General features: G+C 66.4%; 18 protein-coding genes. 3 read left to right on the top strand and 15 right to left on the bottom strand.

What is annotated here, in order from left to right:
- Window positions 1-53: 53 nt before the first annotated feature.
- From BS38_RS0106555 to BS38_RS0106590, 8 genes are all read right to left on the bottom strand, one after another.
- Window positions 54-1,838 (bottom strand): DEAD/DEAH box helicase, encoded by a 1,785-nt coding sequence (locus tag BS38_RS0106555; RefSeq protein ID WP_028270076.1) that lies wholly within the window; start codon window positions 1,836-1,838, stop codon window positions 54-56.
- 216 nt (window positions 1,839-2,054) lie between these two features.
- Complete coding sequence (locus BS38_RS0106560) at window positions 2,055-2,390, bottom strand: DUF3039 domain-containing protein (RefSeq protein ID WP_028270077.1); 336 nt, start codon at window positions 2,388-2,390, stop codon at window positions 2,055-2,057.
- A gap of 38 nt (window positions 2,391-2,428) precedes the next feature.
- Window positions 2,429-3,211, bottom strand: a complete 783-nt coding sequence (nagB, locus tag BS38_RS0106565) for a glucosamine-6-phosphate deaminase (RefSeq protein WP_028270078.1) — start codon at window positions 3,209-3,211, stop codon at window positions 2,429-2,431.
- Window positions 3,212-3,260: 49 nt separating this feature from the next.
- Entirely contained in the window at window positions 3,261-4,832 is a 1,572-nt protein-coding gene (locus tag BS38_RS0106570) for a hypothetical protein (RefSeq protein WP_028270079.1), read from the bottom strand.
- Window positions 4,814-5,656, bottom strand: a complete 843-nt coding sequence (locus tag BS38_RS0106575) for an ABC transporter ATP-binding protein (protein WP_028270080.1) — start codon at window positions 5,654-5,656, stop codon at window positions 4,814-4,816. Before BS38_RS0106575 ends, BS38_RS0106570 begins: the two co-directional genes overlap by 19 nt.
- Window positions 5,657-5,711: 55 nt before the next feature.
- Window positions 5,712-6,812, bottom strand: coding sequence for an NADH:flavin oxidoreductase/NADH oxidase (locus tag BS38_RS0106580; RefSeq protein WP_028270081.1), 1,101 nt, complete (start codon window positions 6,810-6,812; stop codon window positions 5,712-5,714).
- Window positions 6,812-7,801, bottom strand: a complete 990-nt coding sequence (locus BS38_RS0106585) for a tetratricopeptide repeat protein (protein WP_028270082.1) — start codon at window positions 7,799-7,801, stop codon at window positions 6,812-6,814. Before BS38_RS0106585 ends, BS38_RS0106580 begins: the two co-directional genes overlap by 1 nt.
- 49 nt (window positions 7,802-7,850) lie before the next feature.
- Entirely contained in the window at window positions 7,851-9,662 is a 1,812-nt protein-coding gene (locus tag BS38_RS0106590) for a hypothetical protein (protein WP_051628766.1), read from the bottom strand.
- A 192-nt stretch (window positions 9,663-9,854) separates the two neighbouring features.
- Here BS38_RS0106590 and BS38_RS0106595 point away from each other — a divergent pair, with 192 nt between their 5' ends.
- Complete coding sequence (locus BS38_RS0106595; protein WP_028270084.1) at window positions 9,855-11,153, top strand: AI-2E family transporter; 1,299 nt, start codon at window positions 9,855-9,857, stop codon at window positions 11,151-11,153.
- A gap of 25 nt (window positions 11,154-11,178) precedes the next feature.
- Here the strand turns inward: BS38_RS0106595 and BS38_RS0106600 are convergent, their stop codons facing one another.
- Complete coding sequence (locus BS38_RS0106600) at window positions 11,179-11,979, bottom strand: alpha/beta hydrolase (protein ID WP_028270085.1); 801 nt, start codon at window positions 11,977-11,979, stop codon at window positions 11,179-11,181.
- A gap of 10 nt (window positions 11,980-11,989) precedes the next feature.
- On the bottom strand, window positions 11,990-12,334 hold the full coding sequence (locus tag BS38_RS0106605) for a hypothetical protein (RefSeq protein WP_028270086.1): 345 nt from the start codon (window positions 12,332-12,334) through the stop codon (window positions 11,990-11,992).
- Between the two features lie 70 nt (window positions 12,335-12,404).
- Here BS38_RS0106605 and nucS point away from each other — a divergent pair, with 70 nt between their 5' ends.
- On the top strand, window positions 12,405-13,100 hold the full coding sequence (gene nucS, locus BS38_RS0106610) for an endonuclease NucS (protein ID WP_028270087.1): 696 nt from the start codon (window positions 12,405-12,407) through the stop codon (window positions 13,098-13,100).
- A 308-nt stretch (window positions 13,101-13,408) separates the two neighbouring features.
- The gene (locus BS38_RS0106615; RefSeq protein ID WP_011692441.1) at window positions 13,409-13,612 is read left to right on the top strand and encodes a cold-shock protein; all 204 of its coding nucleotides are present in this window, start codon (window positions 13,409-13,411) and stop codon (window positions 13,610-13,612) included.
- Between the two features lie 177 nt (window positions 13,613-13,789).
- On the opposite strand, the gene BS38_RS0106620 is transcribed toward BS38_RS0106615, so the two are convergent.
- The 5 genes from BS38_RS0106620 to atpD are packed head-to-tail and all read right to left on the bottom strand — an operon-like array spanning window position 13,790 to window position 19,924.
- Window positions 13,790-16,411 (bottom strand): DUF2156 domain-containing protein, encoded by a 2,622-nt coding sequence (locus BS38_RS0106620; protein WP_051628767.1) that lies wholly within the window; start codon window positions 16,409-16,411, stop codon window positions 13,790-13,792.
- A complete protein-coding gene (locus tag BS38_RS0106625; RefSeq protein WP_028270089.1) occupies window positions 16,408-17,736 on the bottom strand; it encodes an alpha/beta hydrolase in 1,329 nt (442 codons plus the stop codon). The genes BS38_RS0106620 and BS38_RS0106625 overlap by 4 nt, the downstream gene beginning before the upstream one ends.
- A 5-nt stretch (window positions 17,737-17,741) precedes the next feature.
- Complete coding sequence (locus BS38_RS0106630; RefSeq protein WP_028270090.1) at window positions 17,742-18,173, bottom strand: DUF2550 domain-containing protein; 432 nt, start codon at window positions 18,171-18,173, stop codon at window positions 17,742-17,744.
- Between the two features lie 10 nt (window positions 18,174-18,183).
- Window positions 18,184-18,468 carry a F0F1 ATP synthase subunit epsilon gene (locus tag BS38_RS0106635; RefSeq protein WP_011692445.1) on the bottom strand — a complete coding sequence of 95 codons (285 nt, stop codon included), beginning with the start codon at window positions 18,466-18,468 and terminating at the stop codon, window positions 18,184-18,186.
- 1 nt (window position 18,469) lies between these two features.
- Window positions 18,470-19,924, bottom strand: a complete 1,455-nt coding sequence (gene atpD, locus BS38_RS0106640; RefSeq protein ID WP_011692446.1) for a F0F1 ATP synthase subunit beta — start codon at window positions 19,922-19,924, stop codon at window positions 18,470-18,472.
- Window positions 19,925-19,991 lie beyond the last annotated feature (67 nt).

The following is a 19,991-nucleotide window of genomic DNA, read 5'->3' on the forward strand; positions in this document are numbered from 1 at the left end:
TAAGCCTCGCCGCCCGCGTTGCCGGCGGGCTCCGGGCCTGGCGGTCCGGGCGCCTATTTCCGGCCGATGAACCAGTCCTGAAGCTTCCGCAGCCTGGCCTGCAGCTGTTCCTCGTTGGCCTGCGCCACCGGCGGGCCGCCGCAGACGGTGCGGAGTTTCGTATGCACCACCCCGTGCGGGGTTCCCGTCCGCGCGGACCACGCGGCCACGTTCTTGGCCAGTTCGTTGCGCAGGTCCATGAGCATCCGGTGATCGGGAACAGCGGGGGCAGCCTGCGAGGCGGCAGATTCACCCGCCCGGAGCTTCTTCCGGCTCTGCTGTTCATGCTGGCGCTGGCGCAGCAGCGTGCCCACCTGTTCGGCGTCCAGGAGTCCCGGAATGCCGAGGAAGTCCAGTTCGTCGTCGGATCCGATGTCGCCGCCGGTGCCGAACTCGCCGCCGTCGAACAGCACGCGGTCGAATGATGCCTGCGAGTCGAGGGCCTCAAATTTGCCCTTGGTGAGGCTGTCGGACGCCTTGTCCTCCCGGTTGGCCTCGTCCATGAGCGAGTCTTCGGGATTGAACAGGCCGTCCGGGTCTTCTTTCTCCGGCCGGTCCAGGGCGTGGTCGCGTTCAGCTTCCATCGAGTTCGCCAGCGCGGTCAGCTGCGGAACCGACGGCAGGAACACCGACGCTGTTTCGCCGCGCTTCCGGGCGCGGACAAAACGGCCGACGGCCTGGGCGAAGAACAGCGGCGTGGACGTGGACGTGGCATAGACGCCCACCGACAGCCGGGGAACGTCCACGCCTTCGGACACCATCCGGACCGCCACCATCCAGCGTTTGTCGCTGGCGGTGAATTCCTCGATCTTGCTGGATGCCTTGACGTCATCGGAAAGGATCACGGTGGGTGATTCACCGGTGATCTTCTTCAGCTGGCCGGCGTAGGCGCGGGCATCCTCGTGGTCGGTCGCAATCACCAGGCCGCCGGCGTCGGGTACGGTCCGGCGGACCTCGCTCAGGCGTTTGTCCGCTCCGGCCAGCACAGCCGGGATCCATTCGCCGGCCGGGTTGAGGGCGGTCCGCCAGGCCTGCGAAATGATGTCCTTGGTGACGGCCGACTCGCCGAGGGACGCCGCCATCTCCTCGCCGCCGCTGGTGCGCCAGCGCATCTGGCCCGAGTACGCCATGAACATGACCGGACGGACCACGTGGTCACGCAGGGCGTTCCCGTAGCCGTAGGTGTAGTCGGCCTTGGAGCGGCGGATGCCGTCCCGGTCCTCGGCGTACTCCACAAAGGGAATGGGTGACGTGTCGGAGCGGAAGGGCGTGCCCGTGAGTGAAAGCCGGCGTGCGGCCGGGTCGAAAGCCTCGCGGAGTCCGTCACCCCAGGACAGAGCTTCGCCGCCGTGGTGGATCTCGTCGAGGATCACCAGGGTGCGGGCTGCTTCCGTCTTGGCGCGGTGCAGCATGGGCTTGCTGGCAACCTGGGCATAGGTCACGGCGACGCCGATGAAGCCGCGGCCGTGCTGCCCGTCCGCATTCTTGAAGTTGGGGTCGATCGCGATCCCCACGCGGGCCGCGGCGTCAGCCCACTGCCGTTTCAGGTGGTCCGTGGGCGCCACGATGGTCACACGGTTAACGGTGCCCGCCTCGATCAGCATCGACGCCACACGCAGCGCGAAGGTGGTCTTGCCTGCGCCGGGCGTTGCCACCGCGAGGAAGTCCCTGGGGCCGGTGGCAAAGTAGCGGTCGAGCGCTTCCTGCTGCCACGCACGGAGCTTCTGCGCGGTTCCCCACGCTGCCCGCTCGGGATAGGCCGGCGGCAGCGTTGGCCCGCCAAAGAGTGTCTCGGTCACGCAGAGCCCTCAATTCCCCGCATTGCGGCAGCCGTGAGCGAAAGACACATAAACATAAACACCAATCTGTTCCGGAGGAGCCGCACTGCTCCGGTCATCAAAAATCATCGTGGTCACGGGACGTGCGCAGCAGGGATTGCGCCCCCGTGGTTGTCTTGCCCCGCCCTGGCCGGGCGGGCCGGTCACCGACTTAAGCCAGGTGACCGGTGAACGGCCCTATTTGCCGGAATCGCCGTCGGAGCCCTTGCCGCCGTCGTTCCCGGGACGCAGGCCTTCGTAGACCTCTTTGCATTCCGGGCAGACCGGGAACTTCTGCGGATCGCGGCCGGGAGTCCACACCTTGCCGCACAGAGCGATGACCGGCTCGCCCGTCATGGCTGACTCCATGATCTTCTCTTTGCGCACGTAGTGGGAGAACCGTTCCCGGTCACCGGGTTCCACTTCCTCGCGCACTTCCTCGCGCTCGATAGTGGCCGTGGACGTTCCTGGTCCGGAAAGCTCGCGCATCGGGTCGTTTTCGAGGGGGTCCGTCATGCTAGTCATGGCATCCATCTTAGCCGTTGTGCCGGACAAAAAACCGGACCTCTGAACTACAGGCCCTGCCAGGCGGGCTTGTTGTCATACGTGTGGCGGTAGTAATCGGCCAGCCTGAGCGACGACGCGGCGGCCTCGTCCACCAGCACGGTGACGTGGGGGTGCATTTGCAGGACGGACGCGGCGCAGATGGCAGCCACCGGTCCTTCCACTAAGTCCCGGACAGCCTGGGCCTTTTGGGCGCCGGTGGCAATCAAGATCACATGGCGGGCCTCCATGATGGTGCCCAGCCCCTGGGTGATCACGTGGTGGGGAACATCATGGATGCTTTTGAAGAACCGGGCGTTGTCCCGGCGTGTCTGCTCGATGAGGCTCTTGATCCTCGTCCTGGACGCCAGGGACGAGCCGGGCTCGTTGAAGCCGATGTGGCCGTCGGTGCCTACGCCCAGCAGCTGGAGGTCCACCCCGCCGGCAGCCCTGATGGCGTCCTCGTAGGCCTGGCAGGCCGCGGGGATGTCCGCCGCCTGGCCGTCGGGAGTATGCACGTTTTCGGGTGCGATGTTCACCCGGTCGGTGAACTCCCGGCGGATGACCTCCCGGTAGGACTGGGGGTGGCCCTGCTCCAGGCCCACGTATTCGTCCAGGGCAAACCCGCGCGCACGGCTGAAGTCGAGTCCGCCGTCATTATGACGCCGGGCGAGTTCGTCATAGACCGGCAACGGGGACGCTCCCGTCGCCAGGCCGAGCACAGCGTCGGGCTTACGGCGCAGCAGGGCCTCGACGGCGTCGGCTGCGAGGGACCCGATCTGTTTGCTCCCCGGAAGAATAACCACTTCCATGGCGTACCGCCTTTCCGCATCCAGTACTACTAATCATGGCCCCACCGGCCTATCGGTTGACTGAAAGCTGTGCCAGAAGTTCGGGGCCCCGGGCGTCGAGCCATTTCCCGCCCAGGCGGACCCCTGCCGTAAAGAGGACCAGGCCCAGCACCGGGCCGAGCGCCAGGTTGATCCAGCCGGGCGCCGTGCTGCCCGTGACGGACTGCGCAATGACCAGGGCTGCTTCCGGCAGCACGAGCACCAGCAGGACGCCCATCCCGCCGAACTGGACCGCCATGGTCTGCGCGACGTTCCCGGGCGGCTTCTTGAACGGGCTGTCGCCGGGCAGGGGCACCGCCACCGTATACCGGGCCGAGACCACGGATGCCAGGCCGAGTCCGGTGAACAGTATTCCCAGGGACAGTCCCAGCAGCGCCGGCAGCCAGTCCCAGTTTCCGGTGAAGAAGAACGGCCCGACGCTAAAGACCAGCACGATGGGAAGTGCAAACGCCAGGCAGGCCAGGGCGCGCCCCAGCCTGTCGTGGACGCCGCGGACGCCGCTGGACAGATGGAGGGCAAACGCCGTGTTGTCGTAGGACACGTCCGCTGAAATCGACCATGCCAGCAGGAAGGCCGCCAGCGGACCGATGATCGCCAGCACGCCGTAATCACCCGTCTGCCCCGCCTGGAAGAACATGAGGACGGGCAGCAGCGGAATGACCACCAGGGAACCCGAGTAACGGGGGTCCCTGATCCAGTAAGTGAGGGCCCTGGCCGTAATGGCGCCGACAGGCGTGGCCGGCAGGACACCGAAGAGGCCCATCCGGCCGCCGCGCTTCCTGCCGCCTGCCGCGAACGGCGGAGTGACCAGGGCACGCTGCAGGAGCACCTTCCAGCACCAGGCGAGGCCCGCCAGTGTTGCCACCGCGATCAGGAACTTTAGCCCGGCCGGTGCGTACCGGGCCGCCGCCGCGTCGCCGCCGAGTGACCATGCGGCACCGGCCGGCGTCCACGCCACGATGCGGGCCAGGTCAGCCAGGAATCCGGCGGAGCCCGCGGCACCCTGGGCAACGAAAGCCACGATCGGTCCCATGAGCATCAGCGGCACCATAAAGGCGAGCGCGCTGACATCCTTGAATCGCCGGGAGGAAGCCAGGCCGGCAGTCGCCGTCGTCACCACTTTGGACAGGACAATGCACGTCAGCACGCCCAGGACGGCTCCCGCCACGGCGGCCGCGACAGCCGGCGCTCCCCTGCTCCACGTGCCCACCGTGGCAAGCGCCACGAGCGCCGTGGCGATGCCGGGAATCCCGATCAGTCCGCCGAGGGCCAGTCCGGTCAACAGTTGCGGCATGGGGACTGCCGCCGTGGTGAACCGGGCCGGGTCCAGGGTCATGTCCGCCGAGGACGCAATGACGGGGACCACTCCCCAGCCCAGGACCGCTGCCGATCCGCCCAGCACCACCACGGTCTGGGCGAGCTCCAGGTCGGCCGTCCGGAGCAGGACGAGCGCCACCCCAAGGAACCCGGCAATCCCGACGGCGTACAGCCCGCCGATGATCAGGCCCAGAAGCTGCCACGGGCTGCGCCGGAGGCTGTTCCGCAGGAGCGTCAGCTTGAGCCTTAGAAGGTGCGCAACCATTCCAGGCCCTCCGTCTGGCTCCGGCCCCCGACGAGCTGGACGAACCGGTCCTCCAGCGAGGCGCCGGCCCGGACCTCCTCCACGGTGCCGGCGGCCAGCAGCCTGCCCGCGGCAACCACCGCCACGTGGTCGCACATTCTCTGCACGAGGTCCATGACATGGCTCGAGACAATCACTGTTCCGCCGGAAGCGACATAGCGGTCCAGGATGTCCCTGATATTCGCAGCGGAAACCGGGTCCACCGATTCAAAGGGTTCATCCAGCACCAGCAGCCTGGGCGCGTGGATGAGGGCCGAGGCGAGGGCGATCTTCTTGGTCATGCCGGCCGAATAGTCCACCACGAGCGTTCCGGCGTCGGCACTGAGATCAAACGCCGCCAGGAGTTCCGCCACCCTGGCGGACACCACGTCCTTGTCCATCCCCCGCAACAGGCCCGCGTAGCTCACCAGCTGTTCACCGGTCAGCCGGTCAAACAACCGCACGCCGTCGGTGAGGATTCCCATCAGCTTCTTGGCTTCGAGCGGCCGCGTCCAGACATCGGTGCCGTGCACCAGGGCCGTGCCGAAGTCCGGCCGGAGCAGCCCCGTGGCCATGGACAGCGTGGTGGTTTTCCCTGCGCCGTTGGGACCCACGATCCCGTAGAAGGACCCTGCCGGCACGTCCAGGCTGATGCCGTCCACGGCGATCTTCCCGCCGAAGCGCTTGGCGAGGCCGCGGATGGACAGGGCAGGAACGGCTAGCGGGGCCGGAACAGCGAGCGGGGCCGGAACAGGGTGGTCCTGGCGGCCGGCAGCCGGATGCGGACCGGGTTGCGGTTCAGTCATGGTGCCAGCGTAGCCTCACCTCCGCGGTGGGAGGATCGTCCCAAAGGGTTACTTCCTAGAACGAGTGGCGGGGAACCGCACGCTCGTACTGCGGCACCCACGGCATCTCGTGGCCGAGCTCGAAGGCCGCGCGCAGCCACCAATGCGGGTCGCGGAGCGCGGCACGCGCGATGAAGACAGCGTCGGCCTGGCCCGTGGCGACGGCGTGTTCGGCCTGCCCGGCCGAGGTCAGGAGTCCCACTGTGCCGGTGCTGATGCCCGCCTCGCGCTTGATCCGGGCTGCGAACCCGGTCTGGTAGCCGGGACCGGCCGGAATCTGCTGGTGCGCCACGGCGCCCCCGCTAGAGACGTCGACCAGGTCCACGCCGTGCTCGGCGGCGGCACTGGCCAGCCTGACGGAGGCGGCGGCGTCGATGCCGCCCTCTGCCCAGTCCGAGGCGGAGATCCGCAATAGCAGCGGCATGGAGTCGGGAATGACGTTGCGAACGGCGTCCACCACGGCCAGGGTGAGCCGGTTCCGTCCGGTTTCGTCCCCTCCCCAGGCGTCCGTCCGGTCGTTGATGAGCGGGCTCTGGAACTGGTGGAGCAGGTAGCCGTGCGCGCCGTGGATTTCGATGGTGTCGAACCCTGCCTCGACCGCCCGGACGGCGGCCGCTGCGAAGTCGGCTATCACGCCGTCAATCTCTGCCGCGGTCATGGCGGCCGGTGCCGCATAGCCGTCGAATGCGCCGGTGCCGGGACCCACGGTCTGCCAGCCGCCGTCGGACGCCGGCACTGACCCGCGTTTCCCCGAGAAGGGCCAGTACGTCGAAGCCTTCCGGCCGGCGTGCGCCAGTTGGGTGCCGATCTTTGTGTCAGCGGCGCCGTAGCGGTGCACGAACGCCGTGATCCGCTGCCACGCCGCGGCCTGCTCGTCGTTGTAGAGGCCGGCGTCAAGCGGGCTGATCCGGCCCGCCGCATTCACTGCCGCCGCCTCGGTGAGGATCAGCGCGGCCCCGCCGGTTGCGAAGGAACCCAGGTGCATGAGGTGCCAGTCGTGCGGAACGCCCTCACCGGTGTCCGGCCCGCAGCTGTACTGGCACATGGGGGAAACCCAACCGCGGTGGCGGAGCGTCAGTGAGCGCAGCGCCAGCGGCGAAAAAAGTGCCGACGACATTAAAACAGCACCCGTGCCAGCCCCTGCCGCGCCTTGGCGACGCGTTCATCGGACGGGCCCACCACTTCGAAGAGCTCCAGCAGCCGCACCCGGGCAGTCTCCCGTTCCGGGCCGAAGTTCCGGCCGATGAAGCCGACGATCCGGCCCAGCGCATCCTCAATGTGGCCGCCGGCGATGTCCAGGTCCGCCACGCCCAGCTGGGCATCAAGGTTGTCCGGCTGGTCGGCGGCGAGCTGGCGCAGCGCTTCACCGTCGGGACCGGTCAGGGACTGCAGCCGATCCATCAGCTCCACCTGGGCGAGTCCGGCCTTGGCCTCGGCATCCGCGGGCATCTCCAGCAGGGCCTGCCGGTAGGCGGCGGCCGCGGCGGCGAAGTCTCCGGCTTCAATGGCGTCGTAGGCCGCCTGGTGCAGCGGCGGCAGCGGGGCCGGCTCGGCCTCGGCAGGGGCGGCTCCGGCGCCCAGGCTGCCGGTAACTCCGTTGGCTGCGGCCACCTTCAGCAGTTCATCCAGCAGGCTGCGGACCTGGTGTTCGTCGGCTCCGCCCTGGAACAGGGGAACGGGCTGGCCCTTCACCACTGCCACCGCGGTGGGCACGGCCTGTACCTGGAAAGCCTGCGCAAGCTGCGGGAAGGCGTCGATGTCCGCGGCACCCAGGACCAGGCGCCCGCCGTAGCTGTTGATGATGTCTTCGAGGACGTTGAGCAGCTCGCCTGAAGCGGGCGAGTAGCCGGCCCACAGGCCGAAAACCACGGGCACCTGCGCCGAGAGCTCAACGAGCTGCTGGAAGTTGGCCTCGGTGACCTCGACCCGAAGCGGCTGGCCGCCGGTGTCCGGCGCGCCCGGGGCCGTTGCTGACGGCGGCGCTGCGGCCGGCTGCCCGGCCGGCGGCGCGGTGCGCTGCTTAAGGCTGGAAAGGTCGACGGCGCCGCGCAGGTTAAGCTGGCTGGCAGCGGCCGGAGGGACTGGACGGGAGGCTGGCGAACTCATAGCCTCCACTCTAGCCACTCAGGCCGCTGCCGGTCATACGCGGAGCCGGCTACTTGAAGCTGGCCCCCACGAGTCCGCGGGTGGCGGCCACGAGCTTCATCGGATCCTTCGAGCCGGTCGGCGGGATGTAGACCGCCATGGACTCGGCGAAGTTGAGCACCATGCCCGTGCTCGTTTCCTTGCCGCCGGCCAGCACGGCTGCGTCGTCCCCGATCGCCAGCTTGTCGCCCTCGGCCTTGGGCGTGCCGTCGAAGGCGAAGTTCAACTTGCCCATGACCAGCGCGCCGCCGTCGGCAGTGCGGAACACCACGGTGTCCTCCGGGGACACTTTGTGCGTGAAGCTGAAGTTGCCGTTCACCCCGGTCTTGGCCACATCTGCCTGGTAGGCCAGCGTGTCGGCGATGTACGGCGACGACTGGCCCTCCACGAGCTTGTCCTTGAAGGTCGAGTCGGCCTTCGTCAGGCGGTCCCCCAGCCCGGCAAGGGCTTCAGCACCGCTGTACAGCAGGCCCGACTTGTCGTCCGCGGCCAGGGTTTCCGTTCCGGTGCGTCCGATGGCCGGGAACGTGGTGCCCGGCTGCAGCGGCGTGGTCTGCACCAGCTTGTAGTTCTCGCGCGGCGACTTCTGCACGAGGGTCAGCAGCTGGGGCACAACATTGCCTTCGCCCTGGGTCACGGCCATCACCGAACGCGGCCAGGCGCGCTTGCTGGTGACAACGGTGGTCAGCAGCTTGGTGGCGCGGACCGGCATGCGCGCCTCGTAGGCGCCCACCTGTGAGCGGATCTTGTAGTTCTGTGTGCGGACTTCAAGTTCGGTGCGGTCCACCCGGGACTTGAGCTTCGCGGCATCCTTGGCGGCGTCGCCGGCGTCCACCGTGCTGGAAACCTGTTCCAGGATCCGGCGGAACTGGGCGTCCAGGAGCACCGGTGAGTCGGGTGCGGTGTCGGCCCCGGCGGTCTCGCTGCTTGACGGCGACGGAGCGGGGGTGGCCGCCTGCGCAGCCACACCGGTTCCGGCCACGATCGTGGCGGCGAGCGCAACCATGGCCACGCCGGCCCGCTTTGCGGTGAACGTCGCGGTGAAGGCGGATGTCCCGGGCTGCTTTTCAGCCGGCGGCTCGACGGGCGCAGGAGCGGCGGGCCCCGGCTTGCCGGCCGGACGGACCGCACGTGCACGGCGGACCAGCTTGTCCTTCATGGATTCGTCCGCGACGGACTCGCCGGCATCGTCCCCGCCCGCTCCGGGCTTGCCGGCCTTGGGCTTGAGCACCAGCAGGGCCAGTCCGGCCAGCATGAGCAGGCCGCCCAGCACCATCAACGGCACGGCCCACGGTGTGGACGTGTCGTTGGGGAAGGTCATCGAGATGGACGACGGCGCCGGCTTGGTCCCGTCCGAGGCCAGCAGCAGCGACCATTCGCCGTCTGCCGGGGCGCTCCAGGTGTAGTTCAGTTCCCCGCTGGCGTTCTCGGTGGTGACCCAGAGATCGGAACCTGCCGGCGAGGGAGCGGCGGCTTCGCCCTCCGTGTGCGCAAGCTGCAGCGACTTGCTGTCTTCGGAAACTCCGGAGACCGTGTTGTGGGCCGTCTTGCCAACCCAGGCCTCCACGTCATCGGGGCGTCCTGCTGCCAGCATGAAGCTGCCTTCGCCCTTGACGTTGATCTTGACCGTACCCCCGTGAAGGGTCCGCAACTTTTGGTCGATAACGGTCAGTGGTGCGGCGGTGCCGTCGGCGGGAGCCGTGGCCGTAACTGTCTCGGCCGGGGCCCAGATGGTCTTCTGTCCTACGCCGGCCAGCAGTGTCAGGAGGCCGAGCAGCACTAGTGCAACTGCAGTCTTGAAACGCAAAGGGATACCTATCATCAGCGGGGGTTTACTTTCAATAGTAACCGTTTTGTTACCAATGAGTCAGGTCGGGACCCGGATCACAGCCTAGGACAGCGGGCCGCGCCGGGAGTAAACCCGGGCACTGACAAGCCTGCTGATAGTGTTTGCGATGATCATCACATGGGCCGCAGCAGCGGCGCCACAGAAGGTAAAGGGCCCCCACAAGCAGTGACTGAACACACGGATTCGTCCACCCCAGGACATGACGACTCGACCGGATCCGGTGCCCAGGAAAGTCTACCGGCCGGTACCCGGCACGAGCACAAACCGCTGTTGCCGGGCCTGGCCGCGGCGGTGGTGCGCAGGCTCCGGACGCCTCTTCCCGGCGCCCAGCCCCGGCTCCGCTTCGAGATGCCTCCCGAATCCGCCGAGGACTCCGCCGAACCTGCGACCGAGACCAGCACCCGCTTTGGACATCCCGGCCCGCGCATGTCGTCCCAGCATCCCTTATATATGGGCTTCATGGGCACCGTGGGCGTGGGCCTTGCCCTGCTCGTCTACTGGATCGGCTCCAACACCACGCAGCTCCTGCTCTGGATCGTGACCGCGCTCTTCATCGCCCTGGGCCTGGACCCGGTGGTGCGCTGGCTGGAAGGACGCAAGCTTCCGCGGCCCATCGGCATCCTGGTCTCCGTCACGGTCCTCGTCTCCGCTGTTGCCGGTTTCTTCGCCACACTGATCCCCACCATCGTCCAGCAGGTCACCCAGATCGTGCAGGAAGCACCCCGCTGGATCCAGGACTTCATCGATTCGGACTTCTTCCGCAGCGTGGACGACCAGTTCGGTGTCCGGGAGCGCATTACCCAGGAACTGGAAAAGTTCGTCAACAATCCGGACGCCATGGGCGGCATCTTCGGAGGCGTCGTTGGCTTCGGATCCACGGTGGCCAACGGGCTCTTCGGAACCCTGATTGTCCTCGTGCTCAGCCTGTACTTCCTGGCCGCCCTTCCCGCCATGAAGAAGTGGGGCTACCGGCTGGCACCGCGTTCGCGCCGTGTCCGGGTCGAAGCGCTCTCTGAAGAGATCACCGGCTCCGTGGGCAACTATGTCATCGGCCAGGCCTGCGTGGCCCTGCTCAACGCGACCTTTGCGTTTATCGTGATGTCGATTGTCGGAGTCCCGTTTGCCGTCCTGCTGGCGTTCGTCGTGGCGCTCCTCGCCTTCATCCCCCTGGTCGGGGGCATGATCGCGGGTGTGCTGGTCACGCTGATCGCCCTCACCGCGGGCTGGCAGACCGCCCTGGCGTACGGCATTTGCTACTTTGCCTACCTGCAGTTCGAGGCGTACTTCATCTCGCCACGCATCATGCAGAAGGCGGTGGCCGTGCCCGGTGCCGTGGCCGTCATCTCCGTGATCGCAGGCGGCAGCCTCCTGGGCGTCCTCGGAGCGCTCATCGCCATTCCCACCGCGGCGGCGGTCATGCTGCTGGTGAAGGAAATCTTCATCGTCCGCCAGGACAAGCACTAGGAAGGCTGCCGCCTGCGCGGCAGGCTTAGGCGGCTGCGGAGGCCACGGGTCCGTTCCAGTCCTGGGGCAGGCCCTCGGGCCCCGCTCCCTGCGCCGTGACCTCGTCCACGATTTCGTTGAGCACCCGGGCGGCGTACTTCTCGCCCACCCACAGGTGCTTGGCGCCGTCGACGCCCACAACGTCAGCCTGCGGCACCAGGCTGAAGCGCTCGGCGGCGGCCTCCGGCCGGAGGTAGTCGTCGTGTTCGGGAACCAGCACCTTCAACGGCTTTCCTGAGGCAGCCCATGCCAGCAGGTGCTCATCCGTGGCCCGGTGCAGCGGCGGGGACAGCAGGATGGCGCCCTCCACTGCGGAGGCGACCGGCTCCGCAGCCCCGTACATGAGCGCCAGTTCCGTGCCGAACGACCACCCCACCAGCCAGCGGTTGGGAAGGTTCCGGGATTCCGCGAAGCGCACGGCCGCCTCGACGTCCAGCCGTTCGCCGATGCCCTCTTCGAAACGGCCGCCGCTGGTGCCGCGGGGCGAGGTGGTCCCCCTGGTGTTGAACCTGAGGACGGCGACGCCGGCGAGTGCAGGCAAGCGGAAGGATGCCTTGCGGTACACATGCGAATCCATGAAACCGCCGTGGGTGGGCAGCGGGTGGAGGGTGATCAGCGTGGCGGTGATGTCGCCCGATTCCGGGACGGCGAGTTCGCCGACGAGGACGCAGCCGTCCTCCGTTTGGATTTCCACGTTCTCCCGGCGGGCCGGCAGGACTGTTGAAGCCCGGATAGCTGTTGCTTCGGAAGGCTGGCTGAAAACGAACGACGCCGGGTCAAAAGTCATGACTAACAGCTTAGCGATAGCGGTACGTGCGTGACGTCCAGCAGTTGGAGTGCCAGTGCCGCCGTTCCGACAGCCCCGCGGCCGCACCGAACAGATGGTCCTCGGACCAGACCACCAGGTGTTCGACGCCGGGCAGGACCGCGGTGGAGCAGCCCGGGCAGATGTAGGACTTTTCGGCCCGTTTGGCCGTCATGGTGCGCACCATCCACTCGCCGTCGGGGGCGCTCTCCCGCCGTGAGATCCCCGACCTTGCCCGCTCCAGGTCCAGTTCCGGCACGGGGCCGCCGGCGTGCTTGCGGCTGGCCTGTCCCAGTTTTCCGGAGGCGGCACGGCGGGGGCGGTTGGAACGGGGCATGCCTCCATTCTGCCCCAGGCCCGGGCGCCGCGCTGTTCCTGCCTTGCACCCAGACGGTAGTGTTTACCGGGTGCGTTTAGTCATAGCCCGATGTTCTGTTGATTATGTAGGCCGGCTCAAGGCCCATCTCCCCCTTGCCACCAGGCTCCTGCTGGTCAAGGCTGACGGGTCCGTCCTGGTGCACTCCGACGGCGGCTCCTACAAGCCGCTGAACTGGATGAGCCCCCCGGCCAGCCTTCGGGTTTCCCTGCCGGATGAAGTGGACCTGGAGCTCGGTGTCACCGAGCAGTGGACCGTCCAGTCCGCCAAGACCGATGACCGGCTCATCATCAATATCCATGAGCAGCTGCACGACACTTCCCATGAGCTGGGCCAGGATCCCGGACTCATCAAGGACGGTGTCGAAGCCGACCTGCAGCGGCTGCTGGCCGACCAGATCGAACGGCTCGGCACCGGCTTTTCCCTGATCCGCCGGGAGTACTTCACCGCCATCGGCCCGGTGGACATCCTGGCCAGGGATGCAGACGGCGCCACAGTCGCCATCGAGCTCAAAAGGCGGGGCGACATCGACGGCGTCGAACAGCTGACCCGCTACCTTGAGCTGCTCAACCGGGATCCCCTGCTGGCACCCGTCCGGGGCATCTTTGCCGCGCAGCAGATCAAACCGCAGGCCAAGGTTCTGGCTAACGACCGCGGGATCGACTGCGTCACCCTGGACTACGACGCCATGCGCGGCGTTGACGACAGCGAATCCCGCCTCTTCTGACGGGCCCTCCCCAATAGGCAGTGCGTCAATAGCCGGGTGCTCTGCATAACGAAGCGGTTCACGTCGGCTTTACGCAAAATTTATCGAATTCCCCCTTTTACCCGTTGACCTGACGCACCCCACATGAAATTCTTATCTAAGTCTTTGTGTAGGTGTTTTTCATGCTCGCAAGACATGTTGCGAGCGCGAAGCTTCGTCAGCTAGTGTCCGGTTCCACCGGGCGGCAAGCCAGGATTCTTCTCGCGGAGTGACCAAGTGCGGCACGAAGTGTGCCGGACTTAAGCAAGTTCCATAATGAGGAGATATACATGGCACAGGGAACCGTCAAGTGGTTCAACGCTGAAAAGGGCTTCGGCTTCATCACCCCGGACGACTCCGATGGCGATGTCTTCGTTCACTACTCGGAGATCCAGACCGGTGGGTTCAAGACCCTCGACGAGAACCAGCGCGTTCAGTTCGAAATCGGCCAGGGCGCCAAGGGCCCCCAGGCTACCGGCGTAACTCTGGTCTAGTCCCGCTTCGGATCGCCGCCTTCGGCGGCGTCCTGCGAAAAAATGATCCCCGGCACAAGTGCCGGGGATCATTTTTTTGCGCTTTATCCATTCATCTGCCGCCGTATTGTTTCTTGTCACAAATGTTTTCGGATTCTGAAAACATGGCTCCGATAATCGTTACCCCGCCGTGCGCAATTAGCCCACCAAGGTCCTCAGCAGCCGGGCGCTCTGGCGGACCGAGAGTCCGGGCAGGTAGGCGCGGCTCAGCGCCCGCCCAATGGCGGGCAGCTGCAGGGGATCCTGGTAGTAGAGGTAGAGCGTGCGGTAATCGGGTTTGAACCGTGATTTGAAGGTGGCCAGGGAGCGGAATCCGTACACCGGTTCCAGTGCCCGTCCCACCACGTCCAGGATTGCCGTGAGGGCGTCGGGCTCCCCCACTGACTCCCGTTCGGCTTCACTGCCCGGGTCCGGCCCAGGGTCCTGCGCCGCGCCGCCCGCCGCCTCGTCGGCAGGCTCCTTGGCCAGCGGTGAGCCGGACAGGGAAATAACTTCAACCGAGCTGCGCAGCTCCAGCACGGCGGAGGCAATGAGGAACTCCATGGCGCCGGGGAGGCCGTTCTCCCGCCGGCGCATGAAATCGAGCGTCCAGCTGACCACGCGCCCCTCATCGAATACCGGGAGCCAGCTGGTGACGCCGTGCACCAGGCCCTCGGCGTCGACGGCGACGCAGCACAGCACGTCGTCGTCCATCAGTTCGTCCATGCCGCCGAGCGTAAAGCCCATCTCCGGAACGGACTTCTGCGCAGCCCATTCCTCGGATACTTCCAGCAGCTGGGCGCGCAGGACCGCCGGGAAGTCGCTGTACCGTCCCCAGACCGCCGTGACGCCGGTCTTCCGGGCACGGTTGAGGGCAGTCCGGACGTTCTGCCACTCCTTGCCCTTGAATTCAAGCTCCCTGACCGCCAGCCGGGTTTCCTGGGCCACAGCCACGCGACTAAACCCGCGGGACTGGAGCAGGGGCCACAGCCCGTCAGTGCAGGAATAGAAGCAGGGCACCATCGCATGTTCGGCGCAGTACCGCATGAAACCGGCCGCGGCTTCCTCCCGCAACGCGGCATCACCGAAGGGGCCGCCCAGCGTCAGGGCCACGCTGCCGTGCTGCTGGTAGGCAACCCCGGCATCCAGGCCGGGCGTGAACCAGTATTTGTTCGGTTCCCAGAGCGCCATCCAGGACAGGGAGTCACCGCCCCGCCGCACCAGGCGGCGGGCCACGTCCCGCTCCTCAACGCCGGCACCGGCACCGTGGTGCTGCCCCAGGAGCACCACCCAAACTCCGGCCAGTGCGACGGCCCAGAACACGATGCCCGAGTAGGCAAACAGGAAGGCCTCAACCGATTGCCGGTCCTGGAAGATCCGGTTGTACAGGCTGGGGATGGGCACCGGAAGATACTGGCGTGCCAGCTCGGCCGCCAGACCGGAGGGTCCGCCGTCGCGCGCCATTCCACCGGCTCCCAGCCAGGCAACGGTATAACTGCCGGCAAGTGCCACCCAGGTCCCTGCCAGCACCCTGGTCAGGTTGCGCCTTGCCACCGCCGAGGTTTCCACCCTGAACTGGCGCCTGTTGATCCACAGCAGCATCACGAGCAGCAGCGGAACCGCCACGAGCGGGAGCACGTGGACGAACCCTGAGCCCATGACGGCCGTGTGCGGCCGCTGCGGGTAGTGCGGGATCCGGGCAAAGAGGGTGAGGTACACGGCGGACAGCGCGGTGACGGCCAGCTGGACTCCGATCGTGATCCGCCAGGCAAGCCGGCGTCCGCGGCGCAGCCCGTCGGAGCAGATCAGCAGGAGCAGCACCGGCACCACCGCCAGGGCAAGGCCCAGCGGTCCGGCGAATCCCGTCCGCCCGATCTCCAGGCAGTTCACGTCTACCGTGCCGCCGCAGTTTTGCTCCAGTTGGCTGAGGGTGGGCAACGGGTTCAGGACGACGTCCCGCAGAAGCGCCAGTGGCCCGGTGGGGCTGCGGACGGCGGCCGTCAGTATGGGCCCAACGGCGAAAATTCCGACAATCAGGGCCAGCAGGTTGCGCGTCTCGCGGCCGGTGGAACGGTGCCGGTGGAGGGTTCCCTGGTCGCTCTGGATCCACCAGCCGGCGGCAAGCCCGGCCAGTGCCCCCAGGAATCCCACCACGGTCTCCGGATGCCCCACGTAGAGGACAAGCAGCAGCGACGCCGAGACAATGCCCGTGCGAAGGCGCCGTTGCCAGAGGGTGGGCACGAGCCCGCTGGCCCCAAGGACGGCGGCGAGGACAGCGGCATACGGCCCGATGAGCCGGGCGTCCACCATGAGCCCCAGCCATCCGTCGCCGGCATAGCGGGCCAGCTGTGTGAGCAGCAGGAACAGCGAGACGGCCGCGAACTGCCCGCCGAAGAAGAACCCTGCCGTCCGCAGCGTGCCAAGCCTGCGCTCGGCGAGTCCCAGCAACAACAGAATCATAAGTCCGGCAGTGAGATAGGCAGCAGGGTTCGTGGCGAAAAACAGTGAGGTGAACATGGACCACCAGCGGCCGTCCTTCAACGCGCCGGCGTGCACGGATGCGACGTCAAGGAGGGCCTCCGGCGGACCGGACAGGAAGCTGTTGGTGGCCGCGCCCGCACCCAGGAACAGGCCCAGGACGACGAGGGTGAACGGCACGGCCTTGAAATGATGCCGGATACGGCGCAGCGCTCCCAGCATGACATCGGCCCAGGTCACGCTGGCGGCAGCCGTTGACGCCTTCCTGCCTGGTTCCGCAACGGACTCCCGCTGGTTCGTCATGGCCGGATTCCCCAGCGGGCCGCCACGAAGTCGAGGGCGGCAGGAAGGCCCTTGGAAGCGGCCTCCCAGGAATGGCCGGTGTTGACCACCGGTTGCGCCTCAACGGTGAAGCCGGCACGGCTGGCCGCAGCCGACAGTTCATCCATGTAGGCAAGGAATTCCGGATCCCTGGAACCTGCCCCGAAATAAATGGCATGACCCTCGAAACGCGTATTCTGCATGATGCTCAAGGGAGTCAGGCGGTCGAAGGCTGCCACGTCGCCCCCGAACGCCGCGTCGACAGTCTTCTGCCGTTCCTTGGCAAGCGCCGGCTCACGCTCGCTGGAAAATGCGAGCACCGAGGCGTAGACGTCGGGATGGCGCGTGCCCATCTGCAGGGCGCAGGTGGCTCCGAAGGAAAAGCCGCCGGCGGCCCATTGCCGGTGGTCCGGATCAACGTCAAGGGTCTGCTCGATCCACCGGGGAACATCCCGGGCAAGAAAAGTGTCCGCGTTGGCAATGCGGCTGTCCATGCAGAGGGTGTTGGCCGACGCGGTACCGTTCGGATCCACCACCACGGCAACCGGGGCCACGCCGTCGTGATCCTCTGCGAAGCGGTCCATCCTGCTGCGCAGGGCCCCGCCGGTGAGCCAGTCCGACGGCCCGCCGGGCTGGCCGGAAAAGAGGACCAGCACGGGAAGGGCGGGACGGGGTGTGGCTTGGTAGGCGGGAGGCAGGTAGACGTAGGCCTCGCGGCTGCTGAAGCCCGAATCAGTGCCAGGGATGACGGCCTTCCTCACCACACCGTCCGAGGGCATGCCTTCCGGCGGCCGCCAGGCGTTGAGGGCGACGGGGGCAGCGGCCGCAGCCTGGCGCTTGAGTCCGGCTTCGAGCGGCTGGATCCTGGCCACGGCGGTGCCCATGAGGTCGCTGACCGTATGGTTGAGGCCGAAGTAGGCGTTGATCTGGACAGCGCCGAGCAGGCACACCCCGAGCATGGCTCCCGTTGCGGCTCCCCTTCCCCGCCATGCACCACGGCTTTTCGCAGGGGAAGCACGCCGGAGATTCCAGAGCCGGAGCACCCACAGGAATAAGCCAAAAACCATCGCCACGAACCACGCGAGCACTTCGCGCGGGAGACTCTCGGGCAGGGTCGAAAACGTGTACAGCAGAAGCAAGTGCACCGCGGCGACGGCGCCTGCGGCCAGCAGGAGGGCGGCTCCGGCGCTTAGGAGCCAGCGGCGTCCGCGGCCCCATAACAGCCAGCCGAGGCCGGCAGCGCCGGCGGCCCAGGCAAACCAGAGCAGGGGTCCATCGGTGAGATGGACGTCAGCGATAAGGTCCACCGGCGTTAACGCCAGGTGCCCACACCGATGACCGGCCCGGCTTCAAGCCACGAGGACAGTCCGGTATAGGCATCGAACTTCATGGCCAGCAGGACTTCCTGGCCTTCGTAGTGGAGTTCCACGATGACGGAGTCGGGCTGGACTTTCACGAGTTCCGCCTCGGTGGGCTGGCGGCGGCCCACCAGTTCCAGCGAACTGCGCCGGAAAGTGTATTTGGGGCGGACACTGAGCGAGAGCAGCTTGAACCACTCAAGGTCGTTGTCCTGATAACGACAAACCCCCATCTGCCAGCTTTTTCCAGCCGTGCAAATGGAGGCGTCCACTGTGCCCAGGGCACGCCGCAGGTTAAAGCGGCGTACCCCGGACAGGCACAGTGCAAAAATCAGCAACGCAAAGACTGTTGCCAATGCGATGAACGGAAAACCAGGATCGTTCATCAAGGTCGTGCTAGCGGATCCCCGCGGTAGCCGCTTCACCCATTTGGGCGTTGTCAGCAACTATGACCACCCTGTTGTTGTCGACGGAGAAGAATCCGCCATCGACAACCACAGCAATGCGCTCACCGGAAACAGGCTCAATGGCCAGTTCACCTTCGGCCAGAATCGCCAGCAGGGGCGAGTGGCCGGGCAGGATTCCGATTTCACCATCGCTGGTGCGGGCCTTGACCATCTTGGCCGCTCCGGACCACACGAAGTGATCCGCTGCGACAATCTCAACCTCAAGCTCAGCCATATTACTTGGTCTGTTCCTGGATCTTGGCCCACTGGCGCTCAACGTCATCCAGGCCGCCGACGTTGAAGAACGCCTGCTCTGCAACGTGGTCAAGCTCGCCGTCGCAGATAGCGGTGAAGCCTTCAACCGTGTCCTTGATGGAAACGGTGGAGCCTTCGACGCCGGTGAACTGCTTGGCAGTGTAGGTGTTCTGCGAGAGGAACTGCTGGATACGGCGTGCACGCGACACGACGATCTTGTCCTCTTCAGACAGTTCGTCAACACCGAGGATGGCGATGATGTCCTGGAGTTCCTTGTTCTTCTGCAGGATCTGCTTCACACGGACTGCCGTGTTGTAGTGGTCCTTGCCGATGTACTGGGGGTCCAGGATTCGGGAAGTCGACGTCAGCGGGTCCACGGCCGGGTACAGGCCACGCGAAGCGATTTCACGGGAAAGTTCCGTGGTCGCGTCAAGGTGTGCGAACGTGGTGGCCGGAGCCGGGTCGGTGTAGTCATCCGCGGGAACGTAGATGGCCTGCATCGAGGTGATGGAGTGGCCCTTGGTGGACGTGATGCGCTCCTGGAGGAGGCCCATCTCGTCAGCAAGGTTCGGCTGGTAACCCACGGCGGACGGCATGCGGCCGAGAAGGGTGGAAACCTCGGAACCTGCCTGCGTGAAGCGGAAGATGTTGTCGATGAAGAGCAGCACGTCCTGGTTCTGCACATCGCGGAAGTACTCCGCCATGGTCAGTGCCGACAGCGCAACGCGCAGACGCGTTCCCGGCGGCTCATCCATCTGGCCGAAGACAAGGGCGGTGTCCTTGAGGACGCCGGCCTCTTCCATTTCAACCCAGAGGTCGTTACCTTCACGGGTACGCTCGCCGACGCCGGCGAACACCGAGGTGCCACCGAAGTTGCGGGCAACGCGCGTGATCATTTCCTGGATCAGAACGGTCTTGCCGACACCGGCGCCGCCGAAGAGGCCGATCTTTCCACCCTTGATGTACGGGGTGAGGAGGTCGATGACCTTGATGCCGGTTTCCAGCATCTCGGTGGAGCCTTCGAGGGTCGCGAAGGCGGGAGCCTTGCGGTGGATGGCCCAGTGGTCCGAAGCCTGGATCTCGGACTCGTCAACGTCAAGCGGCTTGCCGAGGACGTTGAAGATGTGACCCTTGACGCCGTCGCCGACAGGCACGGTGATGGGCGAGCCGGTGTCCACAACGTTGGTACCGCGGACGAGTCCGTCAGTAGCCTGCAGGGAGATGGCGCGAATGAGGTTGTCACCCAGGTGCAGGGCAACCTCGAACGTGATGGTCTTGGTCTCACCGTTGAGAGTAATCTCCGTGGTGAGTGCGTTGTAAATCGAGGGGATTGCGTCAGCCGGGAATTCGACGTCGACAACCGGGCCAATAACACGTGCAATACGGCCGGTAGCACCGGACGTTGCGGCTACGTGTTCGGTAGCGGTGGCAGTCATCTCTCTCACTTCACTCAGTAGATGGCGTGGGGGTTAAGTTTATCTTTTGGTGCAGGTACAGCTGGAT

The sequence above is a fragment of the Arthrobacter sp. UNC362MFTsu5.1 genome (assembly GCF_000685965.1).
Classification (GTDB): Bacteria; Actinomycetota; Actinomycetes; order Actinomycetales; family Micrococcaceae; genus Arthrobacter.